Source organism: Chryseobacterium polytrichastri (assembly GCF_900142445.1).
In the GTDB taxonomy this organism is placed as follows: domain Bacteria; phylum Bacteroidota; class Bacteroidia; order Flavobacteriales; family Weeksellaceae; genus Chryseobacterium; species Chryseobacterium polytrichastri.
In genome coordinates this window covers 80,102-96,959 of record NZ_FRAV01000020.1, presented here as the reverse complement: position 1 = coordinate 96,959, position 16,858 = coordinate 80,102, and the positions used below count along the sequence as shown (strand labels likewise).

14 protein-coding genes are annotated in these 16,858 nt (G+C 31.7%); 6 read left to right on the top strand and 8 right to left on the bottom strand.

The window, feature by feature from the left end; translation table 11 throughout:
- Positions 1 to 153: 153 nt before the first annotated feature.
- A complete protein-coding gene (locus tag BUB80_RS13585) occupies positions 154 to 1,077 on the bottom strand; it encodes a DUF3078 domain-containing protein (RefSeq protein ID WP_073293703.1) in 924 nt (307 codons plus the stop codon).
- Between the two features lie 222 nt (positions 1,078 to 1,299).
- Positions 1,300 to 2,229: a DUF3078 domain-containing protein gene (locus BUB80_RS13580; protein WP_073293701.1), complete on the bottom strand. Its 930-nt coding sequence runs from the start codon at positions 2,227 to 2,229 to the stop codon at positions 1,300 to 1,302.
- 264 nt (positions 2,230 to 2,493) lie between these two features.
- Here BUB80_RS13580 and BUB80_RS13575 point away from each other — a divergent pair, with 264 nt between their 5' ends.
- The 3 genes from BUB80_RS13575 to gdhA all read left to right on the top strand — a co-directional run bounded on the left by BUB80_RS13575 (position 2,494) and on the right by gdhA (position 5,960).
- On the top strand, positions 2,494 to 3,261 hold the full coding sequence (locus BUB80_RS13575; protein ID WP_073293699.1) for a rhomboid family intramembrane serine protease: 768 nt from the start codon (positions 2,494 to 2,496) through the stop codon (positions 3,259 to 3,261).
- A gap of 38 nt (positions 3,262 to 3,299) precedes the next feature.
- Positions 3,300 to 4,409: a DNA-processing protein DprA gene (gene dprA / locus BUB80_RS13570; RefSeq protein WP_073293697.1), complete on the top strand. Its 1,110-nt coding sequence runs from the start codon at positions 3,300 to 3,302 to the stop codon at positions 4,407 to 4,409.
- A gap of 192 nt (positions 4,410 to 4,601) precedes the next feature.
- Positions 4,602 to 5,960 carry an NADP-specific glutamate dehydrogenase gene (gdhA, locus tag BUB80_RS13565; RefSeq protein WP_073293695.1) on the top strand — a complete coding sequence of 453 codons (1,359 nt, stop codon included), beginning with the start codon at positions 4,602 to 4,604 and terminating at the stop codon, positions 5,958 to 5,960.
- 202 nt (positions 5,961 to 6,162) lie between these two features.
- On the opposite strand, the gene BUB80_RS13560 is transcribed toward gdhA, so the two are convergent.
- The 6 genes from BUB80_RS13560 to BUB80_RS13535 form a co-directional block, all read right to left on the bottom strand.
- Positions 6,163 to 6,486: a hypothetical protein gene (locus tag BUB80_RS13560; RefSeq protein WP_073293693.1), complete on the bottom strand. Its 324-nt coding sequence runs from the start codon at positions 6,484 to 6,486 to the stop codon at positions 6,163 to 6,165.
- A gap of 119 nt (positions 6,487 to 6,605) precedes the next feature.
- Complete coding sequence (locus BUB80_RS13555) at positions 6,606 to 7,094, bottom strand: YkgJ family cysteine cluster protein (protein ID WP_073293691.1); 489 nt, start codon at positions 7,092 to 7,094, stop codon at positions 6,606 to 6,608.
- On the bottom strand, positions 7,095 to 8,066 hold the full coding sequence (locus BUB80_RS13550; RefSeq protein ID WP_073293689.1) for an ion channel: 972 nt from the start codon (positions 8,064 to 8,066) through the stop codon (positions 7,095 to 7,097). It abuts the gene before it with no gap.
- A 220-nt stretch (positions 8,067 to 8,286) separates the two neighbouring features.
- Complete coding sequence (locus BUB80_RS13545) at positions 8,287 to 9,303, bottom strand: tyrosine-type recombinase/integrase (protein ID WP_073293687.1); 1,017 nt, start codon at positions 9,301 to 9,303, stop codon at positions 8,287 to 8,289.
- Entirely contained in the window at positions 9,300 to 10,313 is a 1,014-nt protein-coding gene (locus BUB80_RS13540) for a tyrosine-type recombinase/integrase (RefSeq protein ID WP_073293686.1), read from the bottom strand. Before BUB80_RS13540 ends, BUB80_RS13545 begins: the two co-directional genes overlap by 4 nt.
- Positions 10,314 to 10,323: 10 nt before the next feature.
- Entirely contained in the window at positions 10,324 to 11,550 is a 1,227-nt protein-coding gene (locus tag BUB80_RS13535) for a site-specific integrase (protein WP_073293685.1), read from the bottom strand.
- A gap of 577 nt (positions 11,551 to 12,127) precedes the next feature.
- Here BUB80_RS13535 and BUB80_RS13525 point away from each other — a divergent pair.
- The 3 genes from BUB80_RS13525 (at position 12,128) to BUB80_RS13515 (ending at position 16,839) form a co-directional block, all read left to right on the top strand.
- Positions 12,128 to 13,356, top strand: a protein-coding gene (locus tag BUB80_RS13525; RefSeq protein ID WP_139262683.1) for an IS3 family transposase whose coding sequence is annotated in 2 segments (ribosomal slippage) — positions 12,128 to 12,494 and positions 12,494 to 13,356 — 1,230 coding nt in all. Because the reading frame shifts where the segments join, the coding sequence is not laid out codon by codon here.
- A 3-nt stretch (positions 13,357 to 13,359) separates the two neighbouring features.
- Complete coding sequence (locus BUB80_RS13520; protein ID WP_228433809.1) at positions 13,360 to 13,647, top strand: hypothetical protein; 288 nt, start codon at positions 13,360 to 13,362, stop codon at positions 13,645 to 13,647.
- Positions 13,648 to 13,656: 9 nt separating this feature from the next.
- Entirely contained in the window at positions 13,657 to 16,839 is a 3,183-nt protein-coding gene (locus BUB80_RS13515; RefSeq protein WP_073293680.1) for a hypothetical protein, read from the top strand.
- Positions 16,840 to 16,858: the final 19 nt, after the last annotated feature.

Sequence of the window (16,858 nt, the reverse complement as noted above, 5' to 3'; positions counted from 1 at the left end):
ACACCGGAAATGATGCATAAAAAATCCGGAAAAGTAAAATCTTCCGGATTCGTATCTTAATTGATAACTTGTAAACCTATTTTAGGACTAGTCAATTGAATATAGAGGATAATTAAAAATTTACTTGTGCTGCAAAATTCATAATTAACCAATTTATTTCTTCATCCAAGTTTGGTTATCTTTTTTATCAGAACGTTTCTTTCCGTTATCAAAATTATACGCAAAACCAAGACCTAATGTCTGTTTTAGCTGTGTTCTTCTGATTTGATTATGATCATATAAGACATCCAACGTAATATTTGAAGAGATAAACTTATTAATCTTCATGTTCAGAACCGCACCATACGCAAGAACTAGCCTTTCAGGATGGTCTATATAGTTTGAAAATACAGAAGCTGTGTTCGTAAGATTAATATTCTCCATCAATTTTACTTTATAAATAGCCGTTCCCAAGAAACCAAACTGAAATAACGATTTATCACCATCATTCTTTAATCCATAACTTCCTGCATATTGTAGGTCTTTATCCAAGACGAAAGTCCATCTTGCATTGGCAGGGCGTAAGGTCATCGTAAAATTATCATTTGGACGGTAAGTTACCCCAACACCCACGTTAACATATCCAGGAGCCATAAAATTGGATATTTTAGCAGCATCCGGATTGTTTCCATCTGCATAACCTCCCGCAAACTGAGTTTGTAAACTTGCACCTCCAGAAAGATACCAATTCTTTCTAAATTCTCTACCGTAATTCGTAGAAAGGTTAATAACGTCCTGCGTTTTTCTTGTTCCAACACCTTGTGTATTATTTTGTCCGTAGCCAAGAATAACAATGTTTTCCCAAAGATCTTTCCCTTTCTCGTAAGTCATATTGTAGTTAACTCCGGCAAGCCACCCGACGTTATTGGCGCCCCCGCCTACCCAATTTGAAAAGGCAGACTGATTAAGCATTAACGTATTTTGCCCCTTGATAGACCAGTATTTTGTAGAATCAGCGGCTGGAACATCACTCTTAGTTTCCTGTGCAACAGCACTTACTCCCAAAGACATGGAAATGATTAATAAACTTTTTTTCATATGTTAAGATTTTCATTACAAAAATATAAATATAATTATTGCAAATAAACAATTCAACAAAAAATGAATTAATCTTCAGGTTTGTAAGATTTTATTTATCTGAACCTTATATTACTAAATTTGAAATTTATCCTTGAACTTAAATCTACTTAAAAAGCAAAGCCTATAAAATACCAAGCAATTCAAAATTGAATTGCTTGGTATTTTACTATTGTTGTTAACTTATTTTTTATTAATCCACCACTGGCTGTCTTTTCTCTCAGAGCGTTTTACTCCATTATCAAGAGTATAGGCAAAACCAACTCCCAACGTCTGTTTCAGCTGGGTTTTTTGGATCTGGTTATGATCATAAAGAAGATCTAAAGTAATATTGGTAGAAATAAATTTATTCACTTTCATATTCAGCAACGCACCATAGGCCAATACAAGCCTATCTGGGTGATCCAGATAATTTGAAAACACAGAAGCTGTATTCGTTAAATAAATATCTTGCATCAGCTTCACCTTATACAATGCTGTTCCTAGAAAACCGAATTGCAATAATGAAGAATCACCATCTTGTTTCAAACCATAACTTCCTGCAAGTTGAAGATCTGGATCAAGAACCAGCGTGAGCCTGGCATTGGCAGGACGCAAAGTAACCGTAAGATTATCATTAGGTCTGTACGTAATTCCCAAACCAAGGTTCAAATAGCCGGGAGCCATAAAGTTCGAAATTTTCTTTGCCTCAGGGTTATTTCCGTCCTCATATCCGGCAGCAAACTGAGTTAGCAAACTCGCACCACCAGACAAATACCAACTTTTTGAAAACTGCCTTCCATAATTGGTAGAAATATTAATAACATCCTGGGTTTTTCTTGTTCCAATACCTTGGGTCTTATTTTGTCCGTAATTCAAAATAATAATATTTTCCCAAAGGTCTTTATCTTTTTCATAGGTAATATTGTAGTTTACCCCTGCAAGCCATCCTATATTATTGGCCCCTCCTCCTACCCAATTGGAGAAAGCTGCCTGATTGATCATTAAAGTATTTTTACCTAATACAGACCAGTATTTGATGGTATCTGTTTTTACAGAATCTTTCTTAACTTCTTCTTGAGCATTTGCATATATTCCCAAAGAAATGGAAATAGCAAAAAAAAGTTTTCTCATAATTAACTATTTACAGCTACAAAAATATAAATATAATTTTTCATTAGAACAACTTCACCTCACAGATGAATATTTAAACATGCATTTAGTTTATTAACCCACTAATAATAAGGATGTTTAATAAATAAATGACAAAATATTTTTTTATTAAATTTTCCTTAGAGAAAAGTATTACCTTTTGTCTTAAAATAAAATTAGCCGTTAAAAATCATCGCCATATTTTCCGAAATTGAGCATTGGCTTTTGATTTGACGTAAATTCACCATGTTTAAAAATGTAATTTCCAAAAGAGCTATCTTATACCCACTGCTGATGCTTGCCGCAATGTGGTTTGGCTACTTTTTACAAACGCAGGGCTTTTTTGGCAGTTGTTTTGGGGCCATCATTCCTTTATTGCCGGAAGGCTTATTGGGAATTGTCACCTCGCCTCTTTTACATGGAAATATGGATCATATTATAGGAAATTCAATTCCTATTGCGGTACTTATGTTTCTTCTCTATCAATTCTATCCATTAGTAGCCAACAAAGTTTTTATTTTGGGGTGGCTTGCTACCGGCTTATTGGTTTGGCTTTTACCTCCTGTAGACATTCTTACCGGCGAATATATTTACACCTGTACCATTGGTGCCAGTGGAGTTGTTTACGTTCTTGCATTTTTTCTTTTCTTCAGTGGAGTTTTTAAATGGAACACAACCCATTTAACCATCTCTTTGCTGGTGGTTCTTTATTATGGCAGTTTAATCTGGGGAATGTTTCCGGAAGAGCTTTTCTATAATTTACAAGAACCCAGTAAAATTTCTTGGCAAGCCCATCTTTCCGGTGCTGTTGTGGGAAGTATTATTGCTTTTGCATTTAAAAATATTGGAGAAAGGAAGAAGAAATATATTTGGGAATTTCCTAATTATTACAGTGAAAAAGATGATAAACTTTGGCAGGAATATAAAGAGAATCACCCTGATGATTTCTTAGAACTACCTTATAAAAAGAGAGATGATATTTGGGATCATTTGGATGAATTAAGGAAAAAATAAAACTTATTTTCTACATTTGTGATATAAAACCAACACAAATGTATTCTGAAGAACAACTCTATTCCATCGCTTTACGCGAATGCAACCTTATTGGTGATATTAATTTTTATAAGCTTGTCCGAATATTTGGAAGTGCAAAAGAAGCGTGGGAACATGCAAAAAAAGAATACCGAAAAGCAGATGGAATTGGAAGAAAAACAGTATCCGATATTGGAAATATTACTTATTTAGAATTTGCAGAAAGTGAACTTAAATTTTGCGAAAACAATGCAATACAAATAAGGCTCAGACATCTCAACGAGCTTCCAAGACTACTTAATGAATGTGACGATGCTCCTGCTATACTCTACCAAAAAGGAAATTTTGATGATGGTTTAAAAACATTAAGCCTTGTCGGAACAAGAAACATTTCGCCTTATGGCAAACAATTTATACATGATTTTTTCGAAGAAACACAATCAAACAAATACATTTCTATAAGCGGCTTAGCATTAGGTGTAGATAAGGAAGTTCACGAACAATCTCTTCAATATTCCATCCCAACAACTGCCGTTTTGGCTCATGGTTTTCACATGCTTTACCCTGCTAAAAATAAAAAACTTTCAGAAAAAATTATTGAAAATAACGGAGCCTTGTTTACTGAATTTAATTCTTCAAGAAAGCCAGACAGAGAAAATTTCATTCAAAGAAATAGAATTGTGGCCGGAATTTCTCCTGCAACAATAGTGGTAGAAACAGCTTTTGGAGGAGGTTCCATCAGTACCGCGACTTTTGCAAACAACTATAACCGAGAGGTTTTTGCACTTCCCGGAAAGATTACAGATAAATACAGCCAAGGATGTAATCAACTGATTTTTCACAACAAAGCAAGAGCGATTTCAACCCTTAAAGACCTTACCGATTCTCTAGATTTTAATAAGCCTCTTGAAAAAATTGAGGAATTATTCCCACGTAGTGAAGAAAACATTCAATTATCTGAAAATCAAACGGTAGTATATAATTCAATTATTAATCATCCACAAATAACTTTAGATGATTTGGCGCAGAAAATATCTCTTCCTTCGCACAAAATTTTACCTGTTATTTTAGAATTAGAACTTTTGGGGAAAGTGAAATCGTATTCTGGGAGACAATTCACCGCAATTTGAGAATTAACTATTTCTTAATATTGCATTTTTTCATAGATAACTTTTAATTTTCAACAATATTTAAACGTAAATTATGGATTTAATAATATTTCGCCTCCTTATTATTAAATTTTCAGCAATTATCAAATAAGGTATTGTGAATTTTGAAAAAAAAATTAAATTTGTTGACAATAATATTCAACCTTACTCTATATGGAACAATATAATATTGACCAGAAAATTCAGGAGTTTATTGCAAAAATTGAGGCAAAAAACCCTAACGAGCCAGAATTTTTACAAGCTGTAAAAGAAGTTGCTGTGACTGTAATTCCGTTTATCTTGACAAAGAAGGAATACACGGGAATGAAACTTTTAGAAAGAATGGCGGAAGCTGAAAGAATCATTATTTTCAGAGTTCCATGGGTTGACGATAAAGGAGAAATCCAAGTAAACAGAGGTTTCAGAATTCAGATGAACTCTGCCATCGGACCATACAAAGGAGGAATCCGTTTTCATCCTACAGTAAACTTGTCAGTTCTTAAGTTCTTAGCTTTCGAGCAGGTATTCAAAAACTCACTGACTACTCTTCCAATGGGAGGAGGAAAAGGAGGTTCAGACTTCGATCCACAAGGAAAATCTGATATGGAAGTAATGCGTTTTTGCCAAGCTTTCATGACAGAATTATGTAAACATATTGGTCCTGAAACTGACGTTCCTGCGGGAGACATCGGTGTAGGTTCTAGAGAGATCGGATATTTGTTCGGTCAGTACAAGAAAATCAAAAATGAGTTTACTGGTGTTCTTACAGGAAAAGGTCTTGCTTACGGTGGTTCATTGATCCGTCCTGAGGCAACTGGTTACGGTGTTGTTTACTTCGCTGAGCAAATGCTTAAAACAATTGGTCAAACTTTCAAAGATAAAACAGTAACTGTTTCAGGTTTCGGAAACGTAGCTTGGGGTGTTATTAAAAAAGTAACTGAACTGGGAGGAAAAGTAGTAACTATTTCAGGCCCGGACGGATACATCTATGACAAAGACGGTATTGACGGTGAAAAAGTAGATTATCTATTAGAGCTAAGATCTTCAGGAAATAACAGAGCTGAAGATTATGCTAAAAAATATCCTTCTGCTGAATTCCACGCTGGAAAACGTCCTTGGAGTGTGAAGTGTGATGTAGCAATTCCATCTGCTACTCAAAACGAGTTAGATTTAGATGATGCTAAATTATTAGTTGAAAACGGATGTCTGTGTGTAACTGAAGCAGCCAACATGCCTTCAACTTTAGATGCTATTAACTATTTCTTAGATAACAAAGTATTATTCTCTCCTGGTAAAGCGTCTAACGCTGGTGGTGTAGCTACTTCAGGATTAGAAATGACTCAAAACTCTATCCGTCTAAACTGGACTTCTGAAGAAGTTGATGCTAGACTAAAAGAGATTATGATCGGAATTCATAAAGCTTGTAGAGACTACGGAAAAGAGGAAGATGGCTATGTAAATTACGTAAAAGGTGCTAATATCGCCGGCTTCGTGAAAGTTGCAGAAGCAATGCTAGCTCAAGGAGTAGTATAAGACAAAATATAAAGGTTGGGAAAATTTCCCGACCTTTTTTGATACAGCCTGTTCCCGGGATTATAAATGGGAAAAAAGTAAAAAGTGAAAGGAGAAAGCGTTGATTTATTCAACGCTTTTTTTATTACAAACTTGGTAAAATTTAGTAAAAAAAATCCTGAGACATTATGCCCCAGGATTTTTTTTACTGTTTTACTTTTTATTATTTACTTTCATTTTTTGTTTGAGCTTTTTTTGCTCCTTTTGTAGTACCCTTTGCTTTTGTACCTTCTACACGCACTTCTCCCGTTGCGCTTGGCATCGCTTCCGTAGCTGTTGTTGTAGCACCATCTATTGTAGTGGTTGCTTTGGCTGTACCTGTTGCCTGAGCTTCTTTAGCTACATCAGAGGAGCTCCATTGTGCGCCACCTTGGGTTTGTGTTGAAGTTTGAGCATTGGCAGTTGCCGGCTTTTGAGGTGTTGTTTGAGCTGATACAGCAACGATTCCTACTAAGGTAAATGCTACTGCTAAAATTGACTTTTTCATATTGTACTTATTTAAGTTAGTTGTCTACCTCCTTTAAACGTTCAATATTTTATTAAAGTATTTGCTTTTCAAGCATTTAACTCACTTTATAACTCTTTAAGATGAATTGGGATTATAAATTATTTTTCCAAATTTTTCATAATCCTTTCTACAAATTCAAATGCTGCAGGACAGATTACCGTATTTTTTAACATCAAATCATTGATCTGGTAAATCTTTTTACGATCTGTATGCGGATATTCTCTGCATGCTTTCGGTCGCACATCATAAATTGAGCACGTATTATCACCATTCAAAAAAAAGCAGGGAAGGTTTTGCAACACTTTATCATTATCTTCATCTACTCTTAGAAATTTAGCCTCAAAATCAGCTTGTTTCATTCGAAGATGTTTTGAGATGCGCTCAATATCTTTTTCAGTATATAAAGGTCCTGTTGTTTTACAGCAGTTGGCACATTGCAAGCAATCTATTTTTTCAAAAACTTCATCATGGGTTTCCTGAACCATATAATCAAGATTCTTGGGCGGTTTTTTCTTTAATCCGTCCAGAAACTTTTTGTGTTCTTTCTGTTTCTGTAAAGCCTGTTTCTTGTAAAATTGTAAATTCATTTATATTGATTCTTCTCCCAAAGTGGGAAGATCTACTTTTTGATAGTCATTAATTTTATCCAAATCTAAAACCGTTGTCTGATTATCTTTATTTGGATAATACATGGTGGTAAATTTTGCTCCATATACGATTTCCCTCGAAACATAAGATGATCTCTGAACCACCGTATTTGAAAACACTTCGTCAAACGCCCGTACGTGAACAATAATTTCAATATTTGTATTCTTAAAATCATCCTCAGAGAAGCCATAAAACGGCGAATTTTCATCTATTTTATGCACAACTGTCCAATTGAGCGCTAATGTATTGATCTTGCTTAATTGAGTGTCTAGTCTATAAAATTTATTCTTCGGTCGCCCTTCTTCAATCACCTCAATGGCTGTTGATAAAATAACTTCAGCATCTGTTAATGCATTATTCTTATATGGTGCTAACCTGAACATCAACGCCGTGGCATCCTGAAAAGGAGCAATTACTGTAATATCAGAAAACTTTAAATAAGCCCTTGGTCTCGAAAATCTTCCATAAAACAAACCTGTTGCAATGGCAAAGGTAAGCAATCCTAAAAAAGCTTCAAAAGTAGCTACCAAACTGGCTGTAAAACCTACGGGCGCAATTCTTCCGTATCCAACCGTCGTAAAAGTCTGTGAACTAAAGAAAAACACATCAATAAATTCATTTAGCGGATCGCTTTTATCAATTCCTGTAAGATGTTCTACTCCAATTAAATAATAGATTATCGCAAAAACAATATTGATCAAAATATACCCCACAACAAGATACGAGAGAAACCGAAACGTCGATAACTCCAACATCGTATGATACCAGCTGAATCTGTTGAAGACATTCATCCCTTTTCTCTGAACATTCGGAAGACCATCCTTATTAATGAATCTTCCGGATGCATTATCTCCAAAACCACTATTCTCGGTATTCTTTTGCTGAATTTTCTTTCTGAATCCTCTTGCCATTTCTTTAAATCAAATTTGTTTTTTTGAGTTTGCCTTATCCTACATAAAAGCAAACCAATAAGCAAAGATAAAATATTGTTTTCATGAAATTTATCAAAAGCTTTTGATAAAGTCTGTTATCAAAACTTAAATATAATCAAAAGTCTAAAAAATAAATCTTAACAAATCAATTAGTTAGGCTATTAACTTTGTACTTAGACTTTTGATTACATTATTAAAATTAACTCAAACCTTTAAGAAATTCTTTTAAGGCAGAATTTTTACCCCATGAACCTTCATTATTAACTTGAGGTAATACATCTTCATAAACAGCTTCTAAAGCTTTTCTCATTTGTTTTGAATTGGTTCTAGTATATCTATCAGTAGTTTGTATACTCGAGTGACCAAGAAAATCTCTTATCCAAAATAAACTTAATCCCGCTTCAGCAAGATGCATAGCTTTTGAATGTCTTAAAGTGTGTGGACTAATTACTTGGGGGATAATTTCAGGATTAACAAATCTAGCAGCATTAGCATATTTTTTAAGGATATATGTAACTCCCGCAGATGTAAGTCGTTCTCCAACTCTGTTAAAAAATAATGGAGTATTTTCTTTTTCTCTTTTGCCAAGCCCGTAGTCAATTATATATTGTTTTAAAAACCTTATCTGCTCTATCTGTAACGGTACTAATCTTTCTTTATTTCCTTTGCCCCGTAGTAAAATCTTATATGGTTCTTCAAATCTTATATTAGATGGAGATAAGTCTATTAATTCTTGAACACGAGCTCCACTATCATACAATAAGGCTAGCATTGCTAAATCCCGCATCGAGCAACGATTATTATTAGGAATTTGTTCAAGAAGCAATTTAATTCCATCAAGAGATAGATATGAAACGGTTTTAATGATTGTTTTCTTTAATCTAATTGATCGAATATTTTGCCATTCTCCGATCCTGGTTGGTTCTTCATACATTAAGAATTTAAAAAAGGAGCGAATAGCTGCGCAGCGCTGGTTTCTTGTTGCTAAATTATTATTATGTTCATACTCAAGCCATGACAAAAAATCTAATATAATATCTTTATTAATATGCTTAAGCTCAATCTTATCAGCATCTATAGATTTAACCTTGTTCATAAAAGATAACAATAACGAAAAGCTATCTCTATACGCCCTAATTGTATGTTTTGACGCCCCATAATCACTAATCAAATATTTGTGGAAAAACTTTTCTAAATATTTAGCAAAATCTGTCATAAATCATTAGTATTAATAAATTTCATATCAGGAAAAACAAAAGCCGTTTTACTTTGAATTTTAATTAGATCTGGAAACATTTGTGTTGTTAATCTAATATAATGAGCCGTTGATTTTATATTTTTATGCCCTAAAAACATTGAAATCAAAGGAATCTCACTATGTATATCCGCGCCTAAGCTTATTAATTTCTGCAAACTATGAACAGCAGCAGTATGTCTTAAATCATGTATCCTTGGTCGGTTAACATAAGTCTGTTTAGGAATATCTGCGTAGTACAAAGCTTTATGAAACCAAACTCGAACGCTTCCTGCAGAACACTTCTCCCCCAATTGTGTTGTAAAGAAATATTTATCTGGTGAGTTTATGTCATGGACTGGGATAAAATTTCTGAACTCCTTATATTCTTTTAATATTAAAAATAAAGAGTCATTCATAACAGCTAATCTTTGTTGTCCGTTTTTAGCTCTATTTATATATATAAGTCGTTTATCAAAAACCAAATCTTCGTTTTTAAGAGAAAGCGCTTCGCTAATGCGCATTCCTGTACTATAAAGTAATCTACATATAGCCGGCATAAAAAACATTGTAGTTGTATTTTTATTTCCATCTATCCGAAGTTTATCAACAGCTTTAAAGATTAGTTCAATCTCTTGAGAAGTATATATGTATGGTATATAATCATTTTGGCTACCTTCTCTTGGGGTTCGTGGAATATAACATTCTATTCCTATACTACATAAATACCTACAAAAATTCACCCACGCAGTATATTTATAGTACAGAGTTCGCTTACTCTCACTAATTCTCGTATTTCTCCATTGCAAAATAATGTCTTCGGTAATATTTAAATCAGTTATACTGTATTCTTGGAAAAATTTATCAAATTCCAACATGAAACCTTTTAACACTTTTGTATCAGAAAGACCTTTCTGCTTTTTTTCTTTTAGAAAGCTATTTATATATGATGCAAATTTGCTTTTAAAAATATAACAATCTTTTTCTTCCATGTTTGCTGGTTTAATTTGTTTGTAGATAAAAATCTTTACTAATTGATGGGACCTCTAAAGAGCAATTAAGTAAGTCTTCAGTATTTAAATGCACATATATCATTGTATTTGCAGTGCTACTATGTCCTAGAGTTCCTGAAATCACAGGCAATGACGTTCCTTTTTTAAGAAGATTTGTAGCCAAACTGTGCCGCAGGGAATGTGTACCATGACGTTTTTTTGCAAATTCAACATTAGATTTTATAAAATATTTTTTCGCTATTGCTGTCAAAGCTTGACATCCTAAAGGTAAATGTGGAGAGTTTCCTTTAAGAAAAATATACTTAGAGAAAGATTTAGGCCTACTATGCTGAATATAATCTATAATCGCCTCACCCACCTCTATTAATAATGGTAATTCAATTGGCTCTTTGGTTTTAAATTGCTCAAGAGTTATAGCATTATTATCCCAATCAATATTAGAAAATTGTAAAAGTCTTATATCTGAAGACCTTAAACCTAGTCTGGTCGCTAATAAAATTATAGCATAATCTCTTTTACCTATTGCATATTTCCTATCAATAGATTTCTCTATACACATAACTTCCTCTGGTGTATAGTGAGACGGTAATTTTTTATCAGATCTAGTTTTTACATTGGTAAGAATATTTGCCGTCCGAAAATCAATAATTTTCTTTGAATAAAGATCCGCTAAGATTGATCTTAAAATAGAAGCCACATGCTCTTTATTTTTTTGTAAATAAACAAATTCAAGTATATATTCAGCCGTAATATTATGAAGATTTAGAATCTTATCTTCAACCAATTTTTCACAAAACTTTTTAAGTCCAATGTAATAATGATTCCTTGTCAATTGTGACAAACGTCTTTCTTCTGCATAGGTATTGAGAAAATCAAGCATATAACTTCCTAGATTACCTGGTAATGGTACATTATAATCTTTTCCTTTTTTCTTTATAACCCAATCTCCATTTAGTACTGCATTTAAAAGCTCAATATACCATTCATAGTATTGATGTTTAGAATTTTTAATTAATTCACTTTCACCGGATGATTGTATATATGTCAAATATTGTTTCCCTATATTTTCATTATAAAGGAGAATCGAATTGGATGACATATAGAAGGAAAGTCGATAAAATTCAGACAAAAATTTTTTCTTTAAAGAATTTGAAAAAGCATTTTCTTCCATGCATTTTTCAAAAAGATTGTGAAGTTCATTTAGTTTTTTTTCCATATATATATAATTTTAAACTTATACAAGCCTTATATAGAAAAATAAACTTTCGATGTTACCTATCCTAGTATCCATTGATATCAATATTTTTGGAAAACTCAAAAAATATTGATAATCATAATTTTTTTATTCAGTAATAAATTTTATATTTGCTAAATAAAAATACGGTATAGGGGATAAAAGAAAGCTCTTTTTTCCATATGCTATTATCGAAAATAAAATCCGTAGGTGCTCTAATACTTGACGGATTTTATTTTATACAAACATATTAAAAAAATATAAAACTCCACTATTTTTTATTGAAAACAACATTATTTCCAATATATATTGGAAATAATGTAAATATTTAGAATATTTAATAAAATATAAATATTTGGAATACAAAATTCATATAAGTTGCTAATATTAAACACTTTATATAAATTCATTAAAAAATACACATGTGAGCAGTTATTAAATTTTCATACTAATAATGCTTTTTTAATTAATCAATAAATTTCTTATAATTACAAATAACAAAAAAAACACTTATTAAATGTCCCGTCCTAAAATAAGTTGACAACAAATCGATTTATTTATGGAATACCAAGAATTATCAAGAAAAAAGCGCAGTCAAAAAGATTATACAATGTGCTTTAAATTAAGTGTTGTTTCTCAAGTAGAAAAAGGCGAATTCACATATAAACAAGTCCAGAAACACTACGGCATCCAAGGAAGAAGTACTGTTTTGGTCTGGTTGAGAAGATATGGTAACTTAGATTGGCGAAAACCAATTATCCACACCATGTCAAAATCCAAAGAAACGCCGGCTCAGAAAATTAAGCGTCTGGAGAAAGAGCTTTCCGATGAAAAGCTGAAAAATAAAGTTCTCAATACCATGATTGAAATTTCAGACGGGCAATATGGCACTCAGATCAGAAAAAAGTATTTATCCCAACAATCCTCAGCCTCCAAAAAGAGGGATTAAGCCTTTCCAAAATATGTAGATTGTTTGGGATAAGTCGCCAAAATATTTATCAGACTCAAAAGCGTTATACCAAGCGGGAGCATGAACTTTTGAGAATAAAGAAACTTGTTAAAGAAATCCGTATGGAGCTTCCCAGACTGGGAACCAGAAAACTTTATTATTTGCTGAAGGAATGTTTTGAGAAAGAAGATATTAAAATAGGCAGAGATGCTTTATTTCAATATTTAAAAAGAGAAGATTTATTAATCTATCCTAAAAAGAAATATACAAAGACCACTTTTTCAAAGCATTGGCTCAGAAAGCATCCCAATTTATTGAAAGATATAAAAGCACAGCGGCCAGAACAGGTTTTTGTAAGCGATATCACTTACCTGAAAACAAGGAGATTGGTATGTTATTTATCTTTAGTGACGGATGCTTACAGCAGAAAGATCATGGGGTTTTCGGTGAGCGAAAATATGAATTCTGAAAACGTTGCAAAGGCATTGAAAATGGCCCTAAAGAACATAATTACCCATAATTTTCTTATTCATCATTCGGATAGAGGATTACAGTATTGCTCAGGTTATTATCAAAAAATACTCAATCAGCATCAAATTCAACCTTCTATGACGGATGGACATGATTGTTATCAAAATGCATTGGCAGAAAGAATTAATGGAATATTGAAACAGGAATTTCTATTTAATAAAGCTAAAAATAAAGAAGATCTTAATCAATTGGTAAAGGAAAGTATTTATCTTTATAACAATAAAAGACCTCACCTAAGCCTTAAGATGCAAACCCCAGAGCAAGTGCATAAAAAATCCGAAGAAAAATATTCCTCCGGATTTAATTAAATATTGTTTAATTATCGTCAACCTATTTTAGGACGACTCATAAGAGAAAGAACTAATGCAGGTTTACAATCTGCAAGAGCAAGAGGCAGAACAGGAGGCAGACCCAAAGGTTATATGAAAGAAACTATTTCTAAATTGATAATTATGCGTCTTTTTTATAAAGATACTACAAAATCTCCTGAAGAAAATTATAAACCGCTTGGGTTAACAAGAGCAACATTTTACCGATATGCCAAAATTCTTGATAATAATACAGATGAAGAAATAAAGAAGATGTCAATAAAAAAATAAATTAAATTTATGAATCCAAATGATTTTTATAAATCGATCAGACCTGAATACTTCTCTGATAGTGAAATAATTTTTGAAACAGAATTAAGTAGAGAGGTTTTAGCACATGAATTAAATTATATTTCAACTAATCAGAAACAAGATCAATTTGAAAGACTTGCTAGATTACTTTGTGAAAAATATATTACTCCTAATCTAATTCCACAAGTTGGTCCTACAGGAGGAGGTGATGGTAAAACGGATTCCGAAACATATCCAGTATCTACTTCTATCTCAGATAGGTGGTACATTAACAATCAAGATTTTAATGGAGATGAAAAATGGGCTTTTGCCATTTCTTCAAAAAAAGAATGGAATAGTAAGTTGAAGGGTGATGTTAAAAGCATAATCTCTACTAATAGAGGATACAATAAAATTTTCTTTGTAAGTAATCAAAAAATATCATCAAAAAAGAAGAAAGACATTCAGGATTTATTAAATGAACAATATAATATCGAAGTAACAATATTAGATGGCCAATGGATTGAAGACAAGGTACTCAATGATAAACTATTCGATTTAATCGTTGATACTTTAGGTCTATCAAATGTTTATAAATCTAAACAAATTATTCGTGGGTCGAGAGATCATGAACGATTAGAGGAGGGGAATTTATTAGAAAAACGTATCACTAATTCATCTAGCAGTGCTGATAGTCAGTTAGTAGAAGATTGCTTAAGATCAGCAATCTTATCTAGAGAATTAGAAGAAGCATCGTTTTCAATAGAAGGTAAATTTTTAAGAGCATTAAATTTTGCGAAAAAAATCGACAGCAAACTTCAAATGCTACGAATATACTATGAATATTCTTGGACTTCTATATTTTGGTTTAGTGATATAGATAAATTTAAAGAGAACTTTAAAAATTTTATTTCGTTGGTTGATGAAAAATCACATATTGATCATTTAGAGTTATTTAGCAATCTTTTTACAGCTGGAAAAACACATTTTAGTGAAGAGGATGAGATAAATATAATTAAAGATAGGCTTTACTATTTACTACAAAATAAAATTAATTTAACTGAAAATTCAACATCGGGTCTCCAGGCAAAGACATATTTATTATTAAATCAAATAATGGATAAAACTTTTCAACAAGAAAACTGCGATAGTCTTTTCCAAAATTTATCAGAAGTTATAAAGAAGTGTTCTAATTATATTGGATATCCTTTTGAATCAATCTTGGAAAGTATTAAAGTCATTGGAGAGTTGCATTCAGATAATAGTTATTATGATGATCTGTATGATATTTTAGTCAATGAACAGGAAAAAAGGACATCAGCAATTTCTTCTGGTAGAAACTTCTTGCAAAGGGCATTTCAAAAATATGAAGCAAAATTGTATGGAGATACAATTATTTATTTAGGTAAGTCAATAGTTAAAATTTCCAGAAATGAAAATGAGTTTGAACTTATATTAGTTTTGAGATTATTAGGAAATAGCTACAGAAATATCGGATTATTATGGGCTGCAAATAATGCATTAATTTCTGCTTTTGCTTTATATATTAAAAATTGGTATACCAAAGGAGTAATTGATGTTAAGGCATACTTTATTGCAATCGAACTTTGTAAGAATGAGATTCTATTAGGTAGAATTCCACAATTATTAAGTATATATGAATTAATAAAAGTATTAAAAATTCATAAAGAACAAATTGGTGAAATATCTGAAGATGAGTCTCCAGAATTTTTTGAGATGGCTATCGCTAATAGATTTCTTAATTCGGAATATAGTTTAGATTTATGCAAATTGCCAGATATTTTAAATGCTAAAGAAATGTGGTTCTCAGCGGATGCTATACTTTATATATTGGGATATAATGATCTAATTTTAGACCAAGAAGAATATAATGGGCGTTCAGATGAAGAACTTAAGAATTATATGACAAGATTAGCCAATCAGCCTATAAGTAAACAATTTTTATATTCAACAAATTATCTAAATGATGAAATAATTTCATTTAATGCAAAAATAATTGGCGTTAATTTTTATTTGAAATATCAGAAAAATAAAAATTTGCTTATAGTATCTGAAATTTTGTTAGCGTATTTAGAAAGTTTTTTAGCTACTTCATTAAATGATTTAGTTCCCCTTTCGGAATATATTATTATTAATATTGAAAACAATTCTGAAAATAAAATTTTTGAAATTGTAGAATCATTTTCCTCTAAGGAGTTTACCATTAAAATTAATACTTTTATATTTTTTGATAATTCTCAAAGAAATATTTTGACCGAAGAAATTTTGAAATTTATAGGATTGATAATTGAAAAGAATTTCATTTTTAAAGATTCCGATATATATATTAAAAAATTATTTAAAAAAGAAGAAGTCCTTGAAAGAACAGCAATAGTTTTCAATCACAAGGGGTTCATCGATGATATTTTCACCACAGATCCTAAAGTATTTCTTAGTGATTGGTATGATGTAGATAAATTTAAAAATTATCCATTAAAGTTATGGCAACCAATTGTGGTTGAAAAAGAAACTATTGTAAATAATGATAATTTGGATATTTTAAAAAATGAAATACATCATAATAAAACTAATGTTGTATCAATAATTGACTCAAGTCTTTGGGATAAAGCCCAATGGAACGGATTTGGTTTTGCTGCTCAAGGAGAATATTTTGTAGGTGCTACTTTACATTTTGATGATTTCTCTATGGGTAAAAGAATATTTGAAGGATGGATTAAAGAATATGGAGCAACAATTGAAACTAAATTAAAACTATCAATAATAAAAGGTGTTAGCAAAAAGAATCCTTATTGGTACAGAGTACTAATCACGCCAATTTTTGAAGAAAATAATGATGGAGTTTTCTTTCTCTCTTCCAGATTTCATGATATGGAACCAACCACACCAACTAATATGTTACAGGTTATAGATGCCTACGAAAATCTTGGTTACCTTCCTATCTTACCTGCAGGAGTTGTTAATGATAAGTTTGAAGCTGATGTTGAATCTCGGATAAAAATTAAAAACATTAGTATTAAAGATGCTTGGAAAATAAGTTTAGAAGATATTGAATGTATAGCAATTTTGGAAGATGATGACATATTCATTCCCTCAAATATTAAAGATGCACCTATATTAGATGTCATCAAGAAAAAGAAAATTAATAGCAAAACAGAAATTAGTAATTTATAGAAGAAAATTAATACCTTCA